Origin of the sequence: Calidithermus chliarophilus DSM 9957 (assembly GCF_000430045.1) — a bacterium.
Taxonomy (GTDB): domain Bacteria; phylum Deinococcota; class Deinococci; order Deinococcales; family Thermaceae; genus Calidithermus; species Calidithermus chliarophilus.
The window spans coordinates 502,589-525,217 of record NZ_KE387027.1; the positions used below are offsets into that span (position 1 = coordinate 502,589).

General features: G+C 69.9%; 25 protein-coding genes and 1 riboswitch. Of the genes, 9 read left to right on the top strand and 16 right to left on the bottom strand.

What is annotated here, in order from left to right; all coding sequences use genetic code 11:
• The 8 genes from MEICH_RS29565 to MEICH_RS0119465 all read right to left on the bottom strand — a co-directional run.
• A partial coding sequence (locus MEICH_RS29565) for an AfsR/SARP family transcriptional regulator (protein ID WP_036219747.1) occupies positions 1 to 475 on the bottom strand: 475 nt, incomplete at its 3' end.
• 58 nt (positions 476 to 533) lie between these two features.
• Positions 534 to 1,301 carry a methyltransferase domain-containing protein gene (locus tag MEICH_RS0119435; protein WP_027893972.1) on the bottom strand — a complete coding sequence of 256 codons (768 nt, stop codon included), beginning with the start codon at positions 1,299 to 1,301 and terminating at the stop codon, positions 534 to 536.
• A gap of 9 nt (positions 1,302 to 1,310) precedes the next feature.
• Entirely contained in the window at positions 1,311 to 1,673 is a 363-nt protein-coding gene (locus tag MEICH_RS0119440) for a DsrE family protein (protein ID WP_027893973.1), read from the bottom strand.
• 14 nt (positions 1,674 to 1,687) lie between these two features.
• Positions 1,688 to 1,945 carry a sulfurtransferase TusA family protein gene (locus MEICH_RS0119445; protein ID WP_027893974.1) on the bottom strand — a complete coding sequence of 86 codons (258 nt, stop codon included), beginning with the start codon at positions 1,943 to 1,945 and terminating at the stop codon, positions 1,688 to 1,690.
• Positions 1,946 to 2,093: 148 nt separating this feature from the next.
• On the bottom strand, positions 2,094 to 2,654 hold the full coding sequence (locus MEICH_RS0119450) for an OsmC family protein (RefSeq protein WP_027893975.1): 561 nt from the start codon (positions 2,652 to 2,654) through the stop codon (positions 2,094 to 2,096).
• A 93-nt stretch (positions 2,655 to 2,747) separates the two neighbouring features.
• Complete coding sequence (locus MEICH_RS0119455) at positions 2,748 to 3,980, bottom strand: MFS transporter (protein WP_027893976.1); 1,233 nt, start codon at positions 3,978 to 3,980, stop codon at positions 2,748 to 2,750.
• Positions 3,980 to 4,708 (bottom strand): MBL fold metallo-hydrolase, encoded by a 729-nt coding sequence (locus MEICH_RS0119460; protein WP_027893977.1) that lies wholly within the window; start codon positions 4,706 to 4,708, stop codon positions 3,980 to 3,982. The genes MEICH_RS0119455 and MEICH_RS0119460 overlap by 1 nt, the downstream gene beginning before the upstream one ends.
• Positions 4,705 to 5,376 carry an ArsR/SmtB family transcription factor gene (locus MEICH_RS0119465; RefSeq protein WP_027893978.1) on the bottom strand — a complete coding sequence of 224 codons (672 nt, stop codon included), beginning with the start codon at positions 5,374 to 5,376 and terminating at the stop codon, positions 4,705 to 4,707. Before MEICH_RS0119465 ends, MEICH_RS0119460 begins: the two co-directional genes overlap by 4 nt.
• Before the next feature lie 192 nt (positions 5,377 to 5,568).
• Between MEICH_RS0119465 and MEICH_RS0119470 the strand changes: the two genes are divergently transcribed.
• The 4 genes from MEICH_RS0119470 to MEICH_RS0119485 all read left to right on the top strand — a co-directional run bounded on the left by MEICH_RS0119470 (position 5,569) and on the right by MEICH_RS0119485 (position 9,147).
• Entirely contained in the window at positions 5,569 to 5,886 is a 318-nt protein-coding gene (locus MEICH_RS0119470; RefSeq protein ID WP_027893979.1) for a hypothetical protein, read from the top strand.
• Between the two features lie 224 nt (positions 5,887 to 6,110).
• Positions 6,111 to 6,908, top strand: coding sequence for a gluconate 2-dehydrogenase subunit 3 family protein (locus MEICH_RS26180; RefSeq protein ID WP_084542433.1), 798 nt, complete (start codon positions 6,111 to 6,113; stop codon positions 6,906 to 6,908).
• 9 nt (positions 6,909 to 6,917) lie between these two features.
• Positions 6,918 to 8,684 (top strand): GMC family oxidoreductase, encoded by a 1,767-nt coding sequence (locus tag MEICH_RS0119480; RefSeq protein ID WP_027893980.1) that lies wholly within the window; start codon positions 6,918 to 6,920, stop codon positions 8,682 to 8,684.
• Between the two features lie 37 nt (positions 8,685 to 8,721).
• On the top strand, positions 8,722 to 9,147 hold the full coding sequence (locus MEICH_RS0119485; protein WP_036219749.1) for a c-type cytochrome: 426 nt from the start codon (positions 8,722 to 8,724) through the stop codon (positions 9,145 to 9,147).
• Between the two features lie 42 nt (positions 9,148 to 9,189).
• On the opposite strand, the gene MEICH_RS0119490 is transcribed toward MEICH_RS0119485, so the two are convergent.
• Positions 9,190 to 9,468: a hypothetical protein gene (locus MEICH_RS0119490; RefSeq protein ID WP_027893982.1), complete on the bottom strand. Its 279-nt coding sequence runs from the start codon at positions 9,466 to 9,468 to the stop codon at positions 9,190 to 9,192.
• Between the two features lie 69 nt (positions 9,469 to 9,537).
• Here MEICH_RS0119490 and MEICH_RS0119495 point away from each other — a divergent pair, with 69 nt between their 5' ends.
• The 4 genes from MEICH_RS0119495 (at position 9,538) to fba (ending at position 14,175) form a co-directional block, all read left to right on the top strand.
• Positions 9,538 to 10,596, top strand: coding sequence for a M28 family peptidase (locus MEICH_RS0119495; protein ID WP_027893983.1), 1,059 nt, complete (start codon positions 9,538 to 9,540; stop codon positions 10,594 to 10,596).
• A gap of 226 nt (positions 10,597 to 10,822) precedes the next feature.
• Entirely contained in the window at positions 10,823 to 11,770 is a 948-nt protein-coding gene (locus MEICH_RS27450; protein WP_051304371.1) for a GGDEF domain-containing protein, read from the top strand.
• A gap of 88 nt (positions 11,771 to 11,858) precedes the next feature.
• Complete coding sequence (locus tag MEICH_RS0119505) at positions 11,859 to 12,971, top strand: type IV pilus twitching motility protein PilT (RefSeq protein WP_036219752.1); 1,113 nt, start codon at positions 11,859 to 11,861, stop codon at positions 12,969 to 12,971.
• A gap of 286 nt (positions 12,972 to 13,257) precedes the next feature.
• On the top strand, positions 13,258 to 14,175 hold the full coding sequence (fba, locus tag MEICH_RS0119510; protein ID WP_027893985.1) for a class II fructose-1,6-bisphosphate aldolase: 918 nt from the start codon (positions 13,258 to 13,260) through the stop codon (positions 14,173 to 14,175).
• Positions 14,176 to 14,295: 120 nt separating this feature from the next.
• Here fba and MEICH_RS0119515 read toward each other — a convergent pair whose 3' ends face one another.
• From MEICH_RS0119515 to ispD, 4 genes are all read right to left on the bottom strand, one after another.
• The gene (locus tag MEICH_RS0119515) at positions 14,296 to 15,834 is read right to left on the bottom strand and encodes an ABC transporter permease (protein WP_027893986.1); all 1,539 of its coding nucleotides are present in this window, start codon (positions 15,832 to 15,834) and stop codon (positions 14,296 to 14,298) included.
• A gap of 19 nt (positions 15,835 to 15,853) precedes the next feature.
• Entirely contained in the window at positions 15,854 to 16,897 is a 1,044-nt protein-coding gene (locus MEICH_RS0119520; RefSeq protein ID WP_027893987.1) for a thiamine ABC transporter substrate-binding protein, read from the bottom strand.
• 49 nt (positions 16,898 to 16,946) lie between these two features.
• A riboswitch (TPP riboswitch) is annotated at positions 16,947 to 17,045 on the bottom strand.
• A gap of 40 nt (positions 17,046 to 17,085) precedes the next feature.
• The gene (gene ispE, locus MEICH_RS0119525; RefSeq protein ID WP_027893988.1) at positions 17,086 to 17,922 is read right to left on the bottom strand and encodes a 4-(cytidine 5'-diphospho)-2-C-methyl-D-erythritol kinase; all 837 of its coding nucleotides are present in this window, start codon (positions 17,920 to 17,922) and stop codon (positions 17,086 to 17,088) included.
• Positions 17,910 to 18,551 (bottom strand): 2-C-methyl-D-erythritol 4-phosphate cytidylyltransferase, encoded by a 642-nt coding sequence (gene ispD / locus MEICH_RS0119530; protein WP_027893989.1) that lies wholly within the window; start codon positions 18,549 to 18,551, stop codon positions 17,910 to 17,912. The genes ispE and ispD overlap by 13 nt, the downstream gene beginning before the upstream one ends.
• 73 nt (positions 18,552 to 18,624) lie before the next feature.
• On the opposite strand from ispD, the gene MEICH_RS0119535 reads away from it, so the two are divergent.
• Positions 18,625 to 19,404, top strand: coding sequence for an undecaprenyl-diphosphate phosphatase (locus tag MEICH_RS0119535; protein WP_157202920.1), 780 nt, complete (start codon positions 18,625 to 18,627; stop codon positions 19,402 to 19,404).
• A 235-nt stretch (positions 19,405 to 19,639) separates the two neighbouring features.
• Here MEICH_RS0119535 and MEICH_RS0119540 read toward each other — a convergent pair whose 3' ends face one another.
• The 3 genes from MEICH_RS0119540 to MEICH_RS0119550 all read right to left on the bottom strand — a co-directional run bounded on the left by MEICH_RS0119540 (position 19,640) and on the right by MEICH_RS0119550 (position 22,539).
• Positions 19,640 to 20,212, bottom strand: coding sequence for a UbiX family flavin prenyltransferase (locus MEICH_RS0119540; protein ID WP_027893991.1), 573 nt, complete (start codon positions 20,210 to 20,212; stop codon positions 19,640 to 19,642).
• Between the two features lie 40 nt (positions 20,213 to 20,252).
• On the bottom strand, positions 20,253 to 21,632 hold the full coding sequence (locus MEICH_RS0119545; protein WP_027893992.1) for an alanine/glycine:cation symporter family protein: 1,380 nt from the start codon (positions 21,630 to 21,632) through the stop codon (positions 20,253 to 20,255).
• A 115-nt stretch (positions 21,633 to 21,747) separates the two neighbouring features.
• Entirely contained in the window at positions 21,748 to 22,539 is a 792-nt protein-coding gene (locus tag MEICH_RS0119550; RefSeq protein ID WP_027893993.1) for a DUF4388 domain-containing protein, read from the bottom strand.
• Between the last annotated feature and the right edge of the window lie 90 nt (positions 22,540 to 22,629).

Below are 22,629 nucleotides of genomic sequence, written 5' to 3' on the forward strand. Positions count from 1 at the left end.
AGATTTGGCTAGCCGTTGTTCTAGGACTCATATGGAGTTTCCCATTTTTCGTTAACAAAAACGTTTCTAAGCCCTCGGTATCAACCCTCGAGGTTGCGAGCGGGATAACCCAGTTCAAAAAGAAGGCCTCGAGGTCGCTGCGCACCCCGCCCGGGGCCTGGAGCGCGAGCACCTCGTCCTTGAGCGTCAGGAGCCCCTCGGGGGAGACCGCGGGGCTCACGGAGGCCAGGGCTGCCCTGGCCTGGTGCACCGCCTTGTAAAGCTGGCTCAGCGCGGCCGGGGGCGAGAGCGCGGGCCACAGCGCCTCCAGCGCCTCGTCGCGGCGCAGGCGGTAGCCCTCCCGCAGGGCCAGCAGCTTCAGCAGGCTCCGGGCCTTGCGGCGCTCGAAGGCCTCCTCGGCCACCTCGAGGCCGCCCACCCGGACCGCGAAGCCCCCCAAGACGCGCAGCTCGACCGCCTCGAGAGGGGTGGACATCGGCGTACCTCCGCCCTTTCAGGCTACACCTCGAGGCGCCGGGGGCGCAGGGGGAGGCCTAGCTTTTGACCGCCAGCAGCGATACCGACCTCACCCCGTAGGTGCGGCTGGCCCCCTGGGCGCTTTTGGAGAGGAAGGCGTACTGCGGGTTCTCGCGCCAGGCCACGACCTTCAACCCCGCCTCCTCGACCGCGCGGCGGTACGCGTCCTGCTGCATGGCCCCGCCGATGCAACTGGCCCACAGGCTGCTGTTGCAGGTGATGGAGGGGGGCATCTCGAGCTCGCTGACGATGTCGGAGATCGCCAGCCTCCCTCCCGGCCGGAGCACGCGGGCGGCCTCGCTGAACACCCGCGCCTTGTCCGGCGCCAGGTTGATCACCCCGTTGCTGATCACCGCGTCGAAGGAGCCGTCGGCGAAGGGCAGCTCCTCGATGTGGCCGGGGCAGAACTCCACCTGGGCGAAGCCGGCGCGCTCCTTGAGCGCGTGGGCCTTCTGCCGCTGGGCCTCGGTCATGTCGAGCCCCACCGCCCGGCCGCGCGGCCCCACCCGCACGGCCGCGCCGAAGGTGTCGGTGCCCGAGCCGCTGCCCAGGTCCAGCACCGCCTCGCCGGGCTTTAGGGCGGCGAGGTCGAGGTGGTAGCCCACCCCGGCGAAGGACTCGAGCGCCTCCGGCGGGATCTGCTCGAGCAACTCCCCCGGGTAGCCCAGCTTCAGGGCCAGCCCCCGGCCCAGCTCGAAGTGGAACTCCCCTCGGGGCTCTTCGGCCACCTTCTGGTACACCGCCTGCACCTTGGCCCGCAATTCCTCACGGTCAACCTCGATCATGGGCCCTCCTCAGAAATCCAGGGTCGAAACCCCGCCCTGGGCCAGGTACTCCACCACGTAGGCCGCGGTCACGATCTTGGCCCCCTCGATCAGGTCGGCCTCGGTGATGCCACGGGGCTTGGTGCAGGTCCCGCAGGCCCACACCTGCCCGCCGTTCTGCAGGAGGGAGTTCAAGGTGTCCCGCAGTGGCGGGAAGCCCGGCTTCTCGATGCCGTCGGCGTAGCCCTTAGTGGCCAGCCAGACCCCCTCGATGGTCAGCAGCACCACCGCCTCCTGCCCCGCCGAAGCGGCCACGTTAGCCACGATGAAAGGCAGCATGGCCCGCTCGGGGTCGTCCTTGCCGTGGGTACAGTGCGCCAGAATCTTCGCCATAATCCACACCTCCTCTACTTCTTGCGGATCAGGAACCTGATCAGGGGGCCTTCCTCGAGCGTGGCTACCAGGGGGTTACCGGAGAGCCGGCACCAGGAAGGCACGTCGAGCCTGGCGCTCTGGTCGTCGGTGCGGATCTCCAGGACCTGGCCGCTGGCGAGGTCATCCAGCCTCCGCTTGATCAGCGGGGTCAGCGTGGCGCAGATCGCGCCCTCGTAGCCGGCGGCTTCGGTGGCCTCGAGGACCGCGTCAGGCGTCGGAACGTTCGCCATGATTACCTCCCCGACAATTGACTGAGAGATGCAGTATACCCTTTCCGGCGCACAGCTCGCTAACCCTGACCGGAACCGGGCTGCACCCGTGTACCGCCGCGCAGCCCGGGCCCGTCAACCCGGTTCCTGCCGTTCGCGCAAGTCCCATTCAACCCTCGAGCACCACCTTCACCGGCACCGGGTTGCGGATGATGTCGAGCACCGGCGAGGTCTTCTGCACGTAGTCGCACAGCTCGACGACCTTCTCCCTGGGGGCGTCGGCCTTGACCCGGTAGCGCACCGTGAGGCCCTCGTAACCGGGGCGCACCTTGTCGGAGAGCCCCAGGAAGCCCTGCAGGTCGAGGTCGCCCTCGAGGTCGAACTCCAGCGCCTCCACCCTGATCCCCCGCGCGGCGGCGTTGTAGACGAAGCCCACCGCCAGGCAGGAGGCCAGGGCGTGCAGCACCGCCTCCACCGCGTTGGGGCCCTTGTTGGTCCCCAGCAGCACGGGGGGTTCGTCGCCCTCGAGGGTGAAGGGGGCGGCCCTCGAGGTGTCCTCCTGCCCCGCGCCGTAGAAGCCCTGGATGCGGGTCTTGGCGTTGCCCCCCGAGACCCAGTCGGTGTGCGCGCGGAAGCGGAAGCGGGCCAGGTTGGGGTCGGCCTGGATGGCCTGCACGGTGGCGACGAGCCTGTCTACGTCCACGCCGTTGATCCGGTTCTGCGTGACCATGTGCTCCTCCTTCGGGGTGGGGTTCCACCCACCGGCCTCAGTCTGGAGCGGCCCCCCTTCCCAGGACCTTCCCGCGGTCATCCCGCAGGGGCCTCAGGGCGCGGCCCGCCGGCTCGCCACGATCAGCCCCGAGGCGAAGGTCAGCCCGGCGACCAGCCCGATGGCCCAGTCGAAGCCCAGCCAGTCGGCGACCCGGCCCGCCAGCAGGGCCCCCGCCGCGTAGCCGACGTCCCGCCAGAAGCGGTACACGCCCAGCGCCCGCGCCCGCCACGCCGGCTCGCTCGCGTCGCCCACCACCGCGATCAGCGTCGGGTAGACCATCGCCGTGCCGGCCCCCAGCAGCACCATCGCCGCCAGCCACCCCGCCAGGCCGTTCGTCAGGAGCGTGAGGGCGATGCCTGCTGCCTGCACGCCCATGCCCCATGCGATCAGGCCGTAGCGACTGACCCGGTCGGAAAGCGGCCCCGTGAGCACCTGCAGCACGCTCCACACCAGCGGGTAGACGAGCTTGAGCAGCCCGATCTCCTCCAGCGGCAGCCCCTTGGCGGCGAAGAACAGCGGGAAGATGCCCCACGACAGGCCGTCGTTGAGGTTGTTGACCAGCCCGGCCTGGCACGCCGCGAAGAGGCGCGGGTCGCGCCAGGAGGTGCGCGCGAAGACCGCACGGAAGGGGAGGGCCGCCGGGCCCGGGGGGCGGCTTTCGTGCTCGAGCCGCACGTGGGCGCGGGTGTCCCGCACGAGGAAGGCCGACAGCCCCAGCCCGAGCACCGCGTAGGCCACGCCGGGGACGAAGGGGGCGGGGCGCAGGCCGTAGATGCCGGCGAGGTAGCCGGTGAGCCACGCCGTCACCCCCACCGCCAGGTATCCGGCGAACTCGTTGAGCCCCACCGCCAGCCCCCGCGCCTTCGGCCCCACCAGGTCGATCTTCATGACCACCGCCGCCGACCAGGCGAGCCCCTGGTTGACCCCCAGCAGCACGTTGGCGAAGACGACCCAGCCCCAGTGCGGCGCGAACATCAGCACGAAGGGCACGGGCAGGCCGAAGAGCCAGCCCAGCACCAGCAGCGGCTTGCGGCCCAGCCGGTCGGCCAACACCCCGCTGGCGAGGTTGAGCAGCGCCTTGGTCAGGCCGAAGCTGACGATGAAGCTGGTGGCGGCGCTGCTCGAGGCCAGCCCGAACTCCTCGCTCGCCACCAGCGGCAGCACGGTGCGCTCGAGCCCGACCATGCCGCCGACCATCGCGTTGACCAGCATCAGCAGCGCGAACTGCGCGGCGTTCTCGCGCAGCCCGAGCCGCGGGCCGGGGGGGACGGCGGGCCGCTCCATCAGCCCTCGAGGTTATGGGCGCGAACCTGCTCGAAGCCTTCGGGGCGCGGGGGGATGTCCCGGAGCATCAACGCGACGAACTCGGCCTCGTCCTCCACGCGGAAGGCCCGGTTGAAGCGGCGCTCGAAGCCGATGGTGCTCCAGGCCTTGCCCGACAGGCCGCGCCCGCACACCGAGCCGAGGAAGGCGCCGGGCAACACCTCGAGGTGGTCCGGCAGGCCCTTCAGGCGCCGGGCGCTGCGGAAGAGGTCGCGGGCACCTTCCTCGGCGCTGCCGGCGAGCTCGGTGCGCCCGAGGTCGCCCACCATCAGGGTGTGCCCGGTGAGGACCATCCAGGGCTCGTCGCTGCGGGTGCGGTCCGTGACCAGCACGCACAGGTGTTCGGGGGTGTGGCCGGGGGTGTGCCAGAAGGTGAGCCCGACGTTGCCCAGCTCGAGCCGGTCGCCGTCGCTGACCGGGTGGAAGTCGAACTTCGCGGCGACGCTCTCGTGCAGCACGTACCGCGCGCCGGCGGCTCGGGCGAGCTCGAGGGCGCTGGAGCGGTGGTCGGCGTGGACGTGGGTGTCGATGACGTAGCGGAGCTTCAGGCCCAGGCGCTCGGCGTCCTCGAGGTAGGGCGCGACGGGGCCCATCGGGTCGACCACCGCGCCGCTGGCCTTGCCGCCGCAGCCCAGCAGGTAGGACGCGCCGACGGCGGGCTCGGTGTGGAGGTACTGGCGCAGGATCACGCGCCCACCCCCTGCCGCACCGGGTAACCGGCGGCCCGCCAATCGGGCAGGCCCAGCTCCAGGCGGCGGGCGTTGAAGCCCCGCGCACGCAGCAATTCGACGGCCTCATCGGCGAAGGTGCAGTACGGCCCCCGGCAGTACGCGATGACCTCCACCCCCCGGGGCAGGGACGGCAGCAGCGCCTCGAGCTCCGCGACGGGTGCGGGGATCGCGCCGGGGATGTGCCCGGCCTCGAACTCCCTCAGCGGGCGCACGTCGAGCAGCACGGCGTCGCCGTGCTCGAGCCTGCGGGCGAGCTCCTCGAGCCCGACGGGCTCGCCCTCGCGCTCGAGGGTGCTCTCCACGAGGCGCTCGACTTCGGCGAGGCGCTGCCGGGCGAGGTCGCGCAGGGCCTGCCAGAGCGGGAACGCCCCCGGCGTCAGGGAGTAGTAGGCGAACACGCCCTCGCGCCGCTGCTCCACCAGCCCCGCCGCGTGCAGCACCTGCAGGTGCTGGCTGGCGTTGGCGACGGAGAGGTCGGCCTCGCGGGCGAGGCTCTCGACGCTGCGCTCGCCCTGGGCGAGCAGCTCGATGAGCTCGAGGCGGTGGTTGTTGGCCAGGGCTTTGCCCAGGCGGGCGAACTGGTCGAAGAGCTGCTGCTTGAACCGGCGCTTCCGGGTCGGGTCCATATTCAATAAATTTATTGAGTGCTTGAATATTGTCAAGCGCCGCCGGACCAGATCCCCCCGAGGGTCCCGGACCTGCCCAGCGCCCATGCCCCCGGTCGCGGGCTGCGGGCTCCGGCTCAGCCGGGGCTCAGACCCCAAGAAGCCTGAGGTCAGGCACGCTTCCCATGATGGCGAAGTGGGAGGGAAGCGACCGTGGCACACGACTATAGAGCTCCCCAGGCCGTGCGCGACGCGGCCCGCAAGGGCCTCGAGCTGCGCAGGAGGTACGGGCGCGGCGGCAGCGAGGCGGGGCTCGAGGTGGCCCGCCGGCTGACGATGGGCCGCCCCATGAGCCTCAACGAGGTGCGGCTCCTCGCCCAGTTCTTCTCCCGCTATGCCAAGGACCCCCCCGAGCCGCCCGGGGCGGGGCAGGAGCCCAGCGACGCCTACATCGGCTGGCTGCTGTGGGGCGGCGACGCGGGGCGCGAGTGGGCCGAGGAGGTTTTGCGCGGGCTGGGCACCGCCCCATGAAGGCCACGGAGCACGGCTTTCCCTTTCCCGGGGCCTCCCGCACCGCCGTTTCAGCCTCGGCTTAGGCCCGGGTCAGTCGGGCATCAGCTTGGGCCGGTAGCTTTCCGGTGTCGAAAGGAGCGTGAGACGTCCTGGCCCAGCGGTTCGGCCCCATCGAGTCCAGGAGCTACCCCTATCCGGCGCCGCCATTCTGGACGAATTATCCCCCCGAATGAGGGAGCACTATGGCAGTGAAATTCGACCGGCGCAGTTTCTTGAAGGTGGTCGGTGGGGCGTCGCTGGGCGCTCTGGTCGGCGGAGGGGGTAAGGCCCAGGGCTATCCCCCTCCGCCCATGACCCATCAACACCCCCAGGCCCAGCAGGTCCTGCAGCGGGCCCTGGCGGCGCACCCGCAGGGCTACACCTTCTTCAACTCGGCCGAGGCGGCCTTCATGGAGGCGGTGGTGGCGCGGCTCATCCCCTCCGACGCGCTGGGGCCGGGGGGCCTCGAGGCCGGCTGCGCCTACTTCATCGACCAGCAGCTCAACTCGATGTACGGCCACGGCGGGCGCTGGTACATGCAGGGCCCTTGGGAGCCGGGCCAGCCCGAGCAGGGCTACCAGCTCCCGCTCAAGCCGCGCGAGATCTACCGGCTGGGCATCGCCGCGACCAACCGCTACTGCGCCCGCACCTACTCGCGCACCTTCGACCGGCTCAGCGCCCAGCAGAAGGACACCGTGCTCAAGGGCCTCGAGGAGGGCAGTGTCGAGCTGGGCGACCTGCCCGCGCGCACCTTCTTCAACATGATGCTCTCCGACACCATGAAGGGCTACTTCGCCGACCCCGCCTACGGCGGCAACCGCGGCAAGGTGGGCTGGAGGCTGGTGGGCTTCCCCGGCGTGGCCGCGGCCTACGTGGGCTTCATCGAGCAGTGGGGCAAGCCCTATGAGGTCGACCCCGTGAGCATCCCCGACCTGCTGGGCGGGCAGGCCCAGGTGGACGAGCACGGGCACCCCATCCACCGGCCGGTGGCCCGGCGGTAGGAGGCTGCGATGGCGACCGAACTCAAGCCGGCGGACGTGGTGCTGGTGGGCGTGGGCTGGACCGGGGGCATCCTGGCGAAGGAGCTGGCCCAGGCCGGGCTGAAGGTGGTGGGCCTCGAGCGGGGCGAACCCCGCGACACCAACCCCGACTTCCAGCCCCCGCGCATCCACGACGAGCTGCGCTACGCGGTGTACCACGAGCTGATGCAGGACCTCTCGCGCGAGACCATCTCCTTCCGCAACAACCTCCAGCAGCGGGCGCTGCCCATGCGCCAGCAGGGCTCCTTCCTGCTCGGGGAGGGGGTCGGGGGCTCGGGGGTGCACTGGAACGGCGTGACCTGGCGCTTCCTGCCCTGGGACTTCCGCGCCCTCTCGGCCACCCTCGAGCGCTACGGCCGCGGCATCCTCCCCGAGGACGCCACCGTGCAGGACTGGGGCGTGACCTACGAGGAGCTCGAGCCCTACTACGACCGCTTCGAGTACACCTGCGGCATCGGGGGCAAGGCGGGCAACCTCAAGGGGCAGGTCCAGCCCGGGGGCAACCCCTTCGAGGGCCCGCGCAGCCGCGAGTACCCCAACCCGCCCATGAAGGTGACCCGCGCGATGGAGCTCTTCCGCCGCGCGACCGCGGGGCTGGGCTTCCACCCCTTCGTCCAGCCCTCCGCCAACATGACCCGGCCCTACACCAACCCCGACGGGGTGCAGCTCAACCCCTGCGTGTACTGCGGCTTCTGCGAGCGCTTCGGCTGCGAGGTCGCGGCCAAGTCGAGCCCGCAGGTCACGGTGCTGCCGGTGGCGGCCAAGACCGGCAACTTCGAGCTGCGCACCCACTGCAACGTGGTGCGCGTCAACCTCAGCCCCGACAAGAAGCGCGCGGTGAGCGTGACCTACGTGGACCTGCGCACGGGGCTGGAGTACGTCCAGCCCGCCGAGCTCATCTGCCTGACCTCCTACGTCTTCAACAACGTCAAGCTGATGCTGCTCTCGGGCATCGGGCAGCCCTACGACCCGGTGAAGAACGAGGGCGTGGTGGGGCGCAACTACGCCTACCAGGGCTTCACCAACGCCGGGGTGTTCTTCGACGACAAGATCATGAACTCCTTCATGGGGGCCGGGGCGCTGGGCATGTCCATCGACGACTTCAACGGCGACAACTTCGACCACTCGAGCCTGGGCTTCATCGGCGGGGCCAACATCGCCGTCTACCAGACCGGCGCCCGGCCCATCCTCTCGCGCCCCGTGCCGCCCGGCACCCCGCGCTGGGGGCCCCAGTGGAAGCAGGCCACCGCCCGCTACTACAACCGTTTCTTCAACATCGGCGCCCAGGGCGGCGTCCTCAGCTACCGCGGCCACTACCTCGACCTCGACCCTACCTACAAGGACGCCTACGGCCTCCCCCTGCTGCGCCTGACCTTCGACTGGGGGCCCAACGAGATCAAGGCCTCGCAGTACCTGGCGGGGGTGCTCCGGCGCATCGTGGAGGCCCTCAAGCCCAGCAAGTCCAACGTCAGCCCGTTGCCCGAGCGCTACGGCATCGTCACCTACCAGTCCACCCACAACACCGGCGGGGCGGTCATGGGCGCCGACCCCAAGACCAGCGCCGTCAACCGCTACCTGCAGAGCTGGGACGTGCCCAACGTCTTCGTAGTCGGGGCCAGCGCTTTCCCGCAGAACGCGGGCTACAACCCCACCGGCACCGTCGGGGCCCTGGCCTACTGGGCCGCCGACGCCATCAAGAACCGCTACCTCAAGAACCCGGGACCGCTCGTGAGTTAGGAGGTGAAACGTGCGACTCTTACCGCTGCTTGTATTCATGGTGATCATCGGTGTAGTGGCTCAGAACAGCGCCCCCACCGGGGCTACGGTGTACCAGCAGTGCCAGGGCTGCCACCAGCCCACCGGGCAGGGCATCCCCGGCGCCTTCCCGCCCCTGGCCGGCAACGTCCAGACCATCCTCACCGCCAAGGGCGGCCGCGCCTACCTGATCCACGTCGTGCTGTACGGCGTTCAGGGCCCGATCAAGGTCAAGGGCCAGACCTACAACGGGGCCATGCCGGGCTTCGCCCAGCTCTCCGACAACCAGGCCGCGGCCGTGCTCAACCACGTCAGCACGAGCTGGGGCAACAAGCTGCCCAAGGGCCAGAAGGCCTTCACCGCCGCCGAGGTCAAGGCCCAGCGCGCCAAGAAGCTGACGCCCGCCCAGGTCGCCGCCGAGCGCCAGAAGCTGGGCCTCAAGTAGGCCGCCCCGAAGTGCGGAGGCGGGCGCAAAGCCCGCCTCCGGCTATTTCGACCGCGGCGTGGGGCGGCGGTACAGCGGCCCCATGATGAAGCGCTGGAACGCGAAGTAGACGCCCAGGTAAACCGCGATCTGCACGAAGAAGTTATTGAAGAAGGTGAGCCCCAGGCTCGCCAGCAGCACCATCGCCAGGGTGACAGGGGTCAGCACCAGGAAGGTGCGCAGGAACAGACCAGGGAAGAACTTGAAAGCCTCCTTGAGGGTCAGCGGGGGGCGCTGGTTGGTCTTGCGGCGGAGCTTCTCTTCGCGGCGCTTCTTGCCCATGGCGGCAGTTTACCGCACCGCCTGGCCCCTCACTGTCGGCCGCGGCGGATTGCCCGATACACTGGAGCGGTGCGCGAACTCTGGGAAGCGTTGTGCGCCCTGCCCCACCGCGGCAGCGCCACCGGGATGGAGGCCCGCGCGGCGGGGCTGCTGCGGGGGTGGCTCGAGGCCCGCGGTCACGCGGTGCGGACCCAGCCCTTCCGGGCGCCCCGCACCTACGGCTGGGAACTGCTGGCGGTGAGCCTGGCGCTGGCGGCGGGCGGCCTGCTCGAGCTGTTCTGGCTGGCCCTGCTGGGCGCCCTCGCCTTCTGGGCCCACTTCCGGGGCGTGTGGACCCCCTGGGCCGCGCTCTTCGACCGCCACCCCTCACAAAACCTCCTGGCCGAGGCCGGGGCCGGCGGCCGGACGCTGGTGCTGATGGCCCACTACGACAGCGCCAAGACCTGGTTCATCTACGACCCCCGCCGGGTGCGCGGCTTCCGGGCCAACTTCCTGCTCAACGCGGTGCTGGCCTTCGCCCTGCCGCCCGCCGTGCTGGTGCCCTGGCTGGGGCAGGCGGTAGGGCTATACTTCCTGGCGCAGGCCGCCCTGCTGCTGTGGCGCGAGCTCACCGCCCCGTACGTCAACGGCGCCAACGACAACGCCTCGGGCGTGGCGGTGGCGGCCGCGCTCTTCGACGAGCTGGCCCGGCAGGCGCCCCCCGGGTGGCGGGTGGTCCTGGCCCTCACCGGCTGCGAGGAGGTCGGGACCAAGGGGGCGCTGGCCCTGGCCCGCAGCGGCGAAATCCCCGCCGACGCGCTCATCCTCAACCTCGACAACGTGGGCCGGGGCACGCTGTTCTACGCGGTAGGGGAGGGGATGCTGGGCTACCGGCCCTACGCGGGGGAGTTGCTCGAGGCCGCCCGCGCCCTGCCCGGTGCCCAGCCCCTCGAGTACCGCCTGGCCTACTTCGACACCCGGGCTTTCCCCAAGAACCCCTGCCTCACCCTGATCCGGCTCGAGGAGGGCGTCATCCCCAACTGGCACTGGCCCAGCGACGTCGCGGCGCACGTACGCTGGGAGGACGTGGAGCAGACCTGGGAGTACGCTTTGAAGTTGGTCCATAGTTTGCTGGGGGGTCGAGGGTAGACGAACGCCGGGCGCAGGTTGTGCGTCGTGCGTCCTACGGCGTACGTCGTACGTCTTACGCCGAACGCCGAACGCAAGACGCAAAACGCGAGACGCTTTGGCCCTGGACCCTCGACCCTCGACAGACCGCTAGCCACACGCCGCCCCGGCTCGGCCTGCGGGCGGGGCCTGGCGAAAGGTCTACGTCGCGTGCAAAGATTCCGTGAAGCCGACTAGAATAGGCGAAATGCGTTCCCTGATTTTCCAGGGCTGGCTCAACGGGGTGTGGGCACGGATGGTGCTCGCGGCGGGATTGGTATTCCTCGGTGCAATTGGGGGGGTTCCCGTCGGCCTGCCGGATTTGCTGCCTATTCTCATGCTCTCCTTCGCCCAGCAGGCGCTTAACTACTGGCATTACCGGCGCAAAGGGGTCTTCCTCGATGACCTGGTGTTCTTCGGCGACCTGCTGCTGCTGGCTTGGGCGCTGCGCTTAGTGGGCGGCAGCCAGAGCCCGATGGTGTTCATGGTCTACATCTGGCTTTATAGCTCGGTCGTCGCGGGCACCGACCGGGGGGTGCGCCGCTGGGAGGCCGCGCCTTACCTGGGCGCGGCCGCGGTGCTGGCGGTGGTCGGCTACGGCTACCCGGGCTACGTGCCTTACCTGCTGGCCCACGCCATGGGGCTGCTCATCTTCGCGCTCAACTCCCACGGGCTGCACCTCGAGCGCTACATCGGCGAGCGCGACCCGCTCACCGGGGCGCTCAACCGGGGGGCCGGGCTGGGCCGGCTGAGCGACTGGCTGCGCGGCAGCAAGCCCTTCGTGCTGGCCTTCGTGGACCTCAAGAACTTCAAGGCCATCAACGACACCTACGGCCACACCGTCGGGGACGAGGTGCTGCGCAGCGTGGCCGAGCGCCTCAAGGGGGTGGTGCGCAGCACCGACCTGGTCGTGCGCTACGGCGGGGACGAGTTCGTTGTGGCGAGCGCCTCCCCGGACCTGCTCGAGCGGCTGATGGGCGTTTTCGGCCACCCCTTCCAGACCTCGGTGGGCGTGGTCGAGGTGCAGGGCGACGTGGGCTGCGTGCGGCCGCAGGAGGGGGATAGCCTCGAGGCGCTGTTGGTCAAATCGGACGCCGCCATGTACCGAATGAAATACACTGGAAATTTGGATATGCGCGGTGAGAACGCCAACTGAGGCCTGCTTCCTTAATCCAAAATTAAGGTCACTCCCCCGCTTGTGAAGAACCGCAGGGGCCCACGGTAGCCTGAACTAGCATTGGCCTATGGCCGAGGTAGCCCTGATGAGCTCTAAATCCACTTCCATCCTCGACATGCTCAAGGCCATGGTGCAAGCCCAGGCCTCGGACATTCACCTGCAAGCCGGAGCCCCGCCCACCATGCGGGTGTACGGCAAACTCAAACCGTTCAACAACAAGGTGCTCAACCCCGGCGACATCGAGACCGTGGCCAAGGCGCTCATGACCCCCGAACAGCAAGAGGAGCTCGAGTACCGCAAAGAGCTCGACTTCGCCTTCACCCTCCCCGGCCTGGCCCGCTTCCGCTGCAACCTCATGCACCAGCGCGGCAGCATGGGCATGGTGATCCGCGTGGTCTCCGAGGCCATCCCCGGCTTCGAGGCGCTGGGCCTGCCCAAAGAGGTGATGGAGAACCTGGCCAACCAGGAGCGCGGGCTGGTGCTCGTCACCGGCCCCACCGGCTCGGGCAAGACCACCACCCTGGCCGCCATGGTCGACTACATCAACCTGCACTCGGCCAAGAACGTCATCACCATCGAAGACCCCATCGAGTACCTGCACAAGCACAAGAAGAGCCTGGTCGTTCAGCGCGAGGTCGGCGTCGACACCGACTCCTTCCTCACCGGCCTCAAGTACGCCATGCGCCAGGACCCCGACGTCATCCTCATCGGGGAGATGCGCGACCGCGAGACCGTGGAGGCCGCGATCATGGCTGCCCAGACCGGCCACCTGGTCTTCTCGACGCTCCACACCCTCGACGCCATCCGCACCATCAACCGCATCATCGACTTCTTCCCCCCCCAGGACCACACCCAGATCCGCATCCTGCTGGCCGAGTCGCTGCTGGGCATCCTCTCCCAGCGCCTCGTGCCCCGCGTCGACGGCCAGGGCCGGGTGCTGGCGCTGGAGGTGCTGCTGGCAACCCCCCTCATCCGCGAACTCGTCAAAGACGAGCACAAAACCCCCCAGATCCGCGAATTCATGGGCCAGGACAACCTGCGCGGCATGCAAACCTTCGAGCAGCACCTCGCCAAGCTCTACATGGAAGGCCTCATCACCCTCGAGGACGCCGAACTCACCGCCACCAGCCCCCACGAACTCAAGCTGCTGCTCACCAAGGCGACGGGAAGGGCGTACTGAAGAGAGCTATTGGCCCTCAGCGGTCAGCTTTCAGCGGTCAGCCAAAGGCTGAGGGCTCGTGGCGTGTGGCCCGTGGGAACCCCTCCCCGCCGGCGTCGAGGGCGAGGGTCTAGGGCGTCTTGAGTTTTGCGTATTGCGTTTTGCGTACGGCGTAGGACGTACGACGTACGCCGTACGACCCGCGCCCGGCGTTGGGCATCCGGCTATCGGCTATCGGCTATCGGCTATCGACAGCACCCGGCGTTCACCGTTGAGCGTACGTTAGACTATGCCCCGGAGGACAAAGATGCTCGTAACCGGAATGGAGATCCTGAGCAAGGCCCGCAAAGAGGGCTACGGGGTAGGGGCCTTCAACATCAACAACATGGAGTTCGTGCAGGCGGTGCTCGAGGCGGCCGAGGAGGCCCGCAGCCCGGTGCTGCTCGCCCTCTCCGAAGGCGCCATGAAGTACGGCGGCAAAGCCCTGGTGACCATGGCCCGCGAGCTCGGCCGCGACGCGCGGGTGCCGGTGTGCATCCACCTCGACCACGGCTCCTCCTACGAGTCTTGCCTCAAGGCCATCCAGATGGGCTTCACCAGCGTGATGATCGACAAGTCCCACGAGGACACCGAGACCAACATCCGCGAGACCAAGCGCGTGGTGGAAGCCGCCCACGCCCTGGGCGTGACCGTGGAGGCCGAGATCGGCCGGTTGGGCGGGGTCGAGGAGCACGTGGTGGTGAGCGCCGAGGACGCCTTCCTCACCAACCCCGACGAGGCCAAGATGTTCATGGAGGCCACCGGCGCCGACTACCTGGCCGTCGCCATCGGCACCTCGCACGGGGCCTACAAGGGCAAGGGCCGCCCCTTCATCGACCACGAGCGCATCAAGGCCATCGCCGCCGCCACCCCCAACCCGCTGGTGATGCACGGGGCCAGCAGCGTGCCCCAGGAACTCGTCGAGCGCTTCCGCGCCGCCGGGGGCGAGATCGGCGACGCCGCAGGCATCCACCCCGAGGACATCCAGAAGGGCATCCAGGCCGGCATCGCCAAGATCAACACCGACACCGACCTGCGCCTGGGCTTCGTCGCGGTGATGCGGGCGGTGCTGGGCAGCAGCCCCAAGGAGTTCGACCCCCGCAAGATCTTAGGCCCGGCCCGCGAGGAGATGAAGAAGATCGTCAAGACCCGCATGGAGCTGTTCGGCTCGGCGGGGAAGGCGTAGAGGGTCGGTAGTCGAACGCCCAACGCCGATAGTCGATAGCCAAACGCAAAACGCTAAACGCATGACGTAGGGGCGGGCCCCGTGCCCGCCCTTGCTCTTTCTAGCCACGAGCCTCCGGCCCTAGCCCACCGTGCCCCGTCCTCGGTCGAGCAGGTAGAACACCCCGCCCGCCAAGAGCCCCAGCAGTACGGCGAGGGCCAAAGCTTCGGCGAAGGGGGTGGCTCCGGGGCGGCCCAGGCGCTCGTAGATGGCGAGGGAGAGGGTGGTCCACTCGGGGCGGCGCAGGACCAGCGTGGCCCCGAACTCCCCGACCACGGCGGCCAGGGTCAGGGCCGCTCCTGAGCGCAGCGCGGGCTGGAGCAGGGGCCATTCCACGCGCCACAGCCGGCGCCAGGGGCCCGCGCCCAGGGTGCGGGCGGCCTCGAGCACGCTGTGCGGCATGGCCCGCAGTGCCGGGAGCAGCGCCCGGCTCAGCAGGGGGTAGCTCAGCAGGGTATAGGCCGCGACCAGCAACACCAGCGAGCCGCTGAGCCGGGGGTAGGCCAGCAGGTAGCCCAGCCCCACCAGCACCGGCGAGACCAGCAGGGGCAGCATCCCGCTCAGGTCGAGCCAGCGGGTGCCCCGGCCCTGCCTCTCGCCCCGCCACACGGCGTAGGCGTAGAGGAAGCCGATGGGGAAGGCCAGCAGCAGGGTCAGCCCGGCGAAGCGCAGGGTGTTCCAAAGGGCCTCACCGGCCGGGGTGAAGCCGTCGCCGCGCCAGACGGAGGTGAAGGCGGCGGGGTGCTGCAGCGCCTGGAGCAGCAGGGCCAGCAAGGGGGCGTAGAGCAGGGCGAACCCCAGCCACAGGGCCAGCGCGAGCGCCCAGGCCTTCGGGCGCGGGAGGGTCCGGGGGCCTGCCCCACTCTGCAGCGACAGGGCCAGCCGGGCCTGCGCCCACAGGTAGAGCAGGGTGACCCCCGCGCTCACCGCGAGCTGGGCCAGCGCGAGCGCGGTGGCCTCGGGGAAGGCCAGGCGGTAGCTGAGCAGGGTGTAGATCTCGACCTCGAGCGTCGCGTAGCGGGTCCCGCCCAACACCAGCGGCAGCCCGAAGCTGCTGAAGGTGTAGAGGAAGGTCAGGCCGCCCCCGGCCAGCAGCCCCGGGGCCAGCAGCGGGACGCCCACCCGCAGGTAGGCCCGCCAGGGCGAAGCACCCAGGGTGCGGGCGGCGGCCAGGGGGGTCTCGAGGCTCGGCAGCAGCACCACCAGCAGGCGCAGCACCAGGCCCAGGTTGTAGAACACCGCCGCCCACAGCAGGATCCAGGGCGTCCCCTGCAGGTTGAGCCCCAGCAGGCCGCGCGGGCCCGCCAGCGCCAGAAAGCCCAGCGCCACCACCAGCGTGGGCAGCACGAAGGGCACGGTCGAGAGCGAGAGCAAGGCCTCCCGCCCCGGGAAGCGGTAGCGGAAGGCGTAGGCCAGCGGCAACGCCAGCAGCACGGTCAGCAGGCTCGAGGCCAGCCCGTACCCCAGGCTCCACCCCAGCCGCCCCCAGTAGTAAGGGTTGTGCAGGGTTTCCCCCAAGCCCTCCCCCAGGCCCAGCAGCAGCACCCGCGCCAGCGGGTAGCCCAGCGCCAGCGCCAGGAAAAGCAGCACCGGCAGGGCCAGCAGGGGGCTCAGCCGCATGGGATGACCCCGTTCCGCGTTACTTCCGCGCCCGCTTGACCGCCTCCGGCGACTGCCCCTGCACCACCACCTTGGTCCACTCGCTCACCCAGCGCTCGCGGTTCTTGGCGATGCTCTGGGGCTCGAGGGCGGAGGGGGCCTTGGGCACCTCGGCCCACCGGAACACCTCGGGCAGCTTGGCGTCCTTGCGGGTGGGGTAGACCCACATCTCGGTGGGGATGCTCTCTTGCGCCGCCTTGGAGAGCAGCCAGTCCACGAACTTGCGCGCGGCGGCGGGCTGCTTGGTGCCCTTGAGGATGCCTACGAACTCCACCTGCAGGAAAGAGCTGCCCGGCAGCAGCAGGTTGCCCGTGGGGGGCTCGTCGAGCTTCTTCTCCGAGTAGAACAGCTCGGCGGCGGGGCTCGTCGCGTAGCTCACCACCAGCGGGCGGTCGCCGCCCGACTTGGAGAAGGCGGTGTAGTAGGCCTCGCTCCAGCCTTTCTCGACCCGCACCCCGCCCTCGCGCAGCTTGGCCCAGAACTCGAGGTAGCCCTCCTCCCCGAAGGTCTTGACCGTCGCCAGCAGGAAGGCCAGGCCGGGGGAGGAGGTGGCGGGGTTGGAGACGACGAGCAGCTTGGCGAACTCGGGCTTGGCGAGGTCGGCGAAGCTCTGGGGCAGGGGCTTGTCCTTGAAGTAGGCCTTGTCGTAGTTGAGCGCCACGTAGCCGAAGTCCACGGGCAGGGCGCGGTAGGTCTTGTCGAGCACGAACTCCGGGCGCAGCGCCGAGAGGGCGGGCGAGGCGTAGGGCTGGAGGATGTCGGCCTGCAGGGCCTGCGAGAGCTGGGAGTTGTCGAAGCCGTAGATCACGTCGGCCACGGGCGCCCCCTTGCTGAGGATGGCCTTGTTCAGCATCTCCCCGGCGTCGCCCGCCTTGAGGAAGCGCAGCTTGACGCCGCTTTTCTGCTCGAACTCGGCCACGAGCTTCTTGTCGAGGTTGAAGCTCTCGTGGCTCAGGACCGTGAGCGGTTGCGCCTGGGCCAGCCCCAGGAGGGCCAGCGCCACCAGAAGAACCTTTTTGAGCATAAAAAAATCCCCCTTGTCACCGGAGGGGGGTTCAAGGCGCGGTGGCCTTGCTTCGTTCCCGTCACGCTCCCTACGCCGGTCCTAACCGGGTCAGGTTCCAAGGGTATTTCTCAGCTTGGCTCATCGCCAAGCACCCCCGATGACCCCATGAATATACACCCAGGGAGCGGGGCCAGCCGCAAACGCTCCTACAATTGCGCCGGGACCGTTCGGGCGGCCCGCACCCAGAACTGGGGGAAGCGGGCCTGAAGCTGCCGGGCGTAGAACTGCGCCTCCTGGGCGTCGTGGGCCAGGCCGAAGACGGTCGAGCCCGAGCCCGACATCAGCACCCCGCGCAGCCCCACGGCCTGCAGGTAGAACTTGAGCTCGGCCACCTGGGGCTCGAGCCGGAAGACCGGGGCCTCGAGGCTGTTCCAGTAGGGCGGGTTGTGCCCCGAGCGCAGGGCCTCGAGGATGCCCGCCAGGTCCAACTCCGGCCCCCACTCCTCGGGCCGCAGGGCCTTGTAGGCCGAGGCCGCCGAGACCGCGAGGCCCGGGTTGACCAGCACCAGGTGGGCCTCCGCGCCCTCCACGGGCCGCAGCCGTTCCCCCACCCCCCGCCCTTCGGCCATCCCGCCCAGCAGGAAGAAGGGCACGTCGGCCCCCAGCCTCCGGGCGATGGCGGGCAGGTCGAGCGGGGCAGGGTAGAGGCCAGAGAGCGCCCGCAGCACCGCCGCCGCGTCGGAGGAGCCCCCGCCCAACCCGGCGGCCAGCGGCAGCCTCTTCTCCAGCCCCACCCACACCCCGCCGGGCCAGCCGGCGGCCTCGAGGTAGGCCTGCGCCGCCTTATGGACGAGGTTGTCCGGGCCAGCGGAAAGGTCGGTGCCCATCACCTCGAGCGCGATCCCCGCCGGGCGCGGCTCCACGACGAGCCGGTCGCCCAGGTCCAGCGCGGCGAAGAGGGTGTGGAGCTCGTGGTAGCCGCCCTCGAGCCTGCCCAGCACCGACAGGCCCAGGTTCACCTTGGCGGGGGCTAGCAGTTCCACGTGCGGGCCAGCCCTTCGGCGAGGTCGAGGTCTTCGGGGTAGGTCAGCTTGAACATCCGGCGGTCGCCCTCCACCAGCGCGACCGGGTGCCCCAGGGCCAGCACCATCTGGGCGTCGTCGCTGAAGTCTCGCTCCTCGCGCAGGGCCTCGAGGTGGGCCTCCATCAGCAGCTCGCGCCGGAAGCCCTGCGGGGTCTGCACCAGGCGGTGGCGCTCGCGCGGGATCACCGCGCCGTAGGCCCCGGCCCGGTCCTCCACCAGGGTGTCGGGCACGGGGACGGCCAGGGTCGCCGCCCCCGTCTCGGCGACGGCTTTGAGCAGGCGCTCGAGCGCCGCCCGCACCACGAAGGGCCGGGCCACGTCGTGCACCAGCACCACCTCGCCGGTCGCCGCCTGGAGCAGCTTCCACACGCTCTGCTGCCGGGTTTTACCCCCCTCCAGGAAACGCACGCCGGGGCGCGGGGGCAGGGCATGGCCCGGGGGCAGGGCCACGAGCACCTCGTCGGCCCAGGCGAAGGCCTCGAGCGCGTACTCGAGCAAGGCCTTGCCGCCGACCTCGACGAAGGCCTTGGGGCCGCGCCCCAGGCGCTCGCCCGAACCGGCAGCGGGAAGCAGCACGCTCACCGACATCAGCCCAAAGGCTACCAGAAAAGCCGCAGCGTTGGCCCCCTCTCACAAGCCCTCGCGTGTTAGGCTCATGGGCGTGACTGTTTTGGAAGCCATCCTGCTGGGGGTGCTCGAGGGCCTCACCGAGTTCTTGCCGATCTCCTCCACGGGCCACCTCACCCTGGCCTCGCACCTGCTGGGCATCCCCATCGAGACCGACAACTTCGCCAAAAGCTTCCTCATCGTGATCCAGCTCGGCGCCATCCTGGCGGTGCTGGCGCTCTACCTCCCGCGCTTTCTGCGCGACCTCGAGGTCTGGAAGCGCATCGTCGTGGCCTTCATCCCCACCGGCGTCATCGGCTTCGGGCTCTACCGCCTGATCAAGGACCAGATCCTCGGCAACGACCTGATCGTGGTGAGCGCCCTGATCGGGGTGGGCGTGCTGCTGCTCTTCGTCGACCGCTGGCTCCAGGGCCACAAGAAGTACGACGACATCAACGAGATGCCCCTGGCCCAGGCCGCCCTCATCGGCGTGTTCCAGGGCCTCGCCGCCCTCTTCCCCGGCACCTCGCGCAGCGCCGCCACCATCGTCGGCGGCATGCTCAGCGGCCTCTCGCGCCGCGCCGCCGCCGAGTTCTCCTTCATCCTCGCCGTGCCCACCATGCTCGCCGCCTCCGGCTACGACCTGCTGCAAAGCGCCGACACCTTCCCCACCGAGGGCTTTGGCCTGATGCTCGTCGGCTTCATCGCCGCCTTCGTCACCGCCCTGCTCACCGTGCGCTGGCTGCTGGCCTTCGTCAGCCGCAACACCTTCGTGCCCTTCGCCATCTACCGCATCGTGCTGGGGGGCGTTTACGCGGCGTTTTTCCTGCGGTGAGGGGTCGATGGTTGATAGCTGATAGCCTGGCGCGGGTCGTACGTCCTACGGCGTACGTCGTACGCCGAACGCCAAACGCAAAACGCAAAACGCCAAACGCAAAACGCCTTGTCCCCCCCTTAGCAAGGGGGGCTGGGGGGATACCCCTCCCCGCAGGCGGGGAGGGTCGGGGAGGGGTCGCCACGAGCCACGGGCCACGAACCTCCCGCCCTTTGCTGGCGGCTTCCCGCTCCCCTCAGTCCTTCCACCGCGGTGCCCTGGGATATTCCAGCCCCAGCAAATCCAGGATTCGCTGGGTCATGAAGGCCAGAAGGTCTTCGATGGACTGGGGCTTGGTGTAGAAGCCGGGGGCGGCGGGGAGGATGGTGGCTCCGGCTTGGGCGGCTTTGAGGAGGGCCTCGAGGGTGGGGATGGGGAGGGGGGCCTCGCGGGGCACCAGGATGAGGGGGCGGCGCTCCTTGAGGTGGACGTAGGCGGCGCGGGTGAGCAGGTTGTCGGCCAGGCCGTAGGCGATCTTGGCGACCGAGGTCGCGCTGCAGGGCACGACCACCATGCCCAGGGTGCGGAAGGAGCCTGAGGCGATGGGGGCGCCGATGTCCTGGGAGCGGTGCACCGCGTGGGCCAGGGCCTCCACCTCCTCGGGGTTCTTGCCCATCTCCTCCACCAGCACCCGCTTGGCCCCCTGGCTCATCACCAGGTGAACCTCCACGCCCTCAAGGCGCCGCAGGGTCTGGAGCAGGTCGGTCGCATACGCCATGCCCGAGGCCCCCGAGAGCCCCACCACGACCCGTTTGGGTTTCTCACTCACGGCCTGACTCTACCAGAAGCGCCCGGGAGGATAGGCAGCCTCAGCGGCCGTCGACGTCGCGGCCGCGCGGGGGGACCCAGGCCTCGCCCGAGAAGAAGCCCCGCACCAGCCGCCCCACCAGCCCCGCCAGCACCGCCAGCGCGAGCAGGTTGGGGATCGCCATCAGGCCGTTGAGGGTGTCGCTGAGGCTGAGGAAGGTGCCCAGGCCCCCCAGCGGCCCCATGAAGGCCAGCACCAAGTAGCACAGGCGGAAGGGCCAGCGGACCCCCTCGCCGAAGAGGTAGGCCGCGGCCTCCTCGCCGTAAAAGCCCCAGGTGATCAGGGTGCCCATGGCGAACACGATCAGCAGCACCGCCAGGACACTGCTGTGCAGGAAGTGGGCCTCGAAGAGCCGCACCGCGGCCTCGGTGGGCGAGCCCCCCAGGAAGCCCTCCCACACCCCCGAGGCCAGGAAGGCTAAGGCGGTGAGGGTGGTGACCAGGAAGCTCGTCAGCATCTCGGTGACGCCCCACAGGCCCTGCCGCACGGGGTGGTCCACCCGGGCCTGGGCGTGGGCGAAGGCCGAGGAGCCCAGCCCCGCCTCGTTGGCGAAGATGCCCCGGCCCATCCCGGCCTGGAAGATCTGCACCAGCGTGTAGCCCGCCGCGCCGCCCGCGGCGGCCTCGAGGCTCAGCGCCGAGGAGAAGATCAGGCCGAAGGCCGCGGGGATCTTCTCCGCGTACACGACCAGCAGGGGCACGACGGCGAGCGCGAAGAGCAGGAGCTTGAGGGGGAAGACCACCGAGGCGAAGCGGGCCACCCCGACGATGCCGCCGCCCAGCACCACCCCGGCGAGCGTCGCCACCAACAGCCCGGTGATCGCCGGGGGCACCTGGAAGCTCGTCTGGAGCGTCTCGCTCAGGGCCTTGGCCTGCACCAGGTTGCCCCCGCCGAAGGCCGAGAACATCGCGAAGACGGCGAAGAGCCCCGCCACCCAGCCCCAGCGTGGCCCCAGCGCCTGCCGGATGTAGTACATCGCGCCGCCCGAGATCGAGCCGTCGGCGTAGTGGCGGCGGAAGTGCACCGCCAGGGTGGCCTCGGCGAACTTGGTGGCGGTGCCCACCGCGTAGCCCAGCCACATCCACAGCACCGCCCCGGGGCCGCCCGACAGGATGGCAGCCACCATCCCCACCACGTGCCCGGTGCCCACCGTGCCCGAGAGGGCGATCATCACCGCCTGGAAGGGGGTGATGGTCCCGCCGAAGCTCTCCGAGCGCTCGCGAACGGCCCCCAGCGTCTCGCGCAGCGCCACCCCGAACCGGGTGAGCTGCAAGAAGCGGGTGTGCCCCGAGAGGTAGAGCCCGACGGCCAGAAACACCAGCATCATCACCGGGCCGTACACCAGGCCGTTGAGCCACTGATTGATCGCTTCAAAACTCATAGGGTTTCCTCATCCCCCGCCTGTCGTGTTCTCCCCGGGCCGCGCTCTTCACCTGCATGCCCTCGTCCGGATATAGCCGTCCCGACCCCGACGCCCTTTCCGGCCCGTTGCCCGGCTAGACCGGCTCGAACCACGCCTCGGCCTCGAGCCCCCGCCCCAGCCGGTGCCGGCGCAGGTCGGCGTCGCTCAGGCCCACCCGCCCGGCCAGGCTGGGCCTGGGGCGTACCTGGAAGTGCAGGACGGGCCCCTGGCGCACCTGCAGCGAGAGCCGCACGCCGGTGCGCACCCTGGGGCCCCATTCCTGGTACAGCCCCTCGTCCACGTAGGCCACCCCCGGCGGCGTGCCGTACAGCGGCAGGATCATCAGCTTGTGGCGCACCAGCGGCACCTGGGGGCGGGCCTCGAGCACCCCCAGCCCCAGCAGGCGGTCGAGCTTCCGCGCGGCCTGCAGCGGCGGTATCCCGGCGCCGAGCAAGACGGCGGCGACGGGTTGCCCGTCGCTCAGGGTGACGAGCTTCGCCATGTCGAGGGAGAGCTCGACCTCGCCGCTGCGGGGCTTCAGCCTCAGCACCTCGTCCCACTCGCGCGGCAGGAGCTCGAGCGCCTGCCAGTCCTCGACCTGTTGCGCCAGCCGCTGCTGCACGGCCAGGTCGCCCGCGAGGTTGTGGGCGACGGGGGCCGGGCGTTCCTCGAAGCGAAAGGGCACGGCGCGCATCCCGGCGATCAGCTCCAGCGCGTGCTCGCCCGCCAGCCCCCCGGCCTCGGCCCCCACCAGGCGTCCTTGCCGCAGGGAGAGGCAGGCCGGCGCCTGAGGGTGCTCGAGGTAGAGGCTGCCGTCGCGCTTGCTCCCCTGCAGGGTCTGCAGCAGGTTGAGCAACGGAAACTCCTTCAAGTCGCCACGCAGCACGGCCTCTCCCTTTCGCCTGCATTCTACGCACGCCCGCCGCTTCCGGGCTTTATGAATTCGCGTGAACCCCCCGTTACGCTCCGGTTTTTG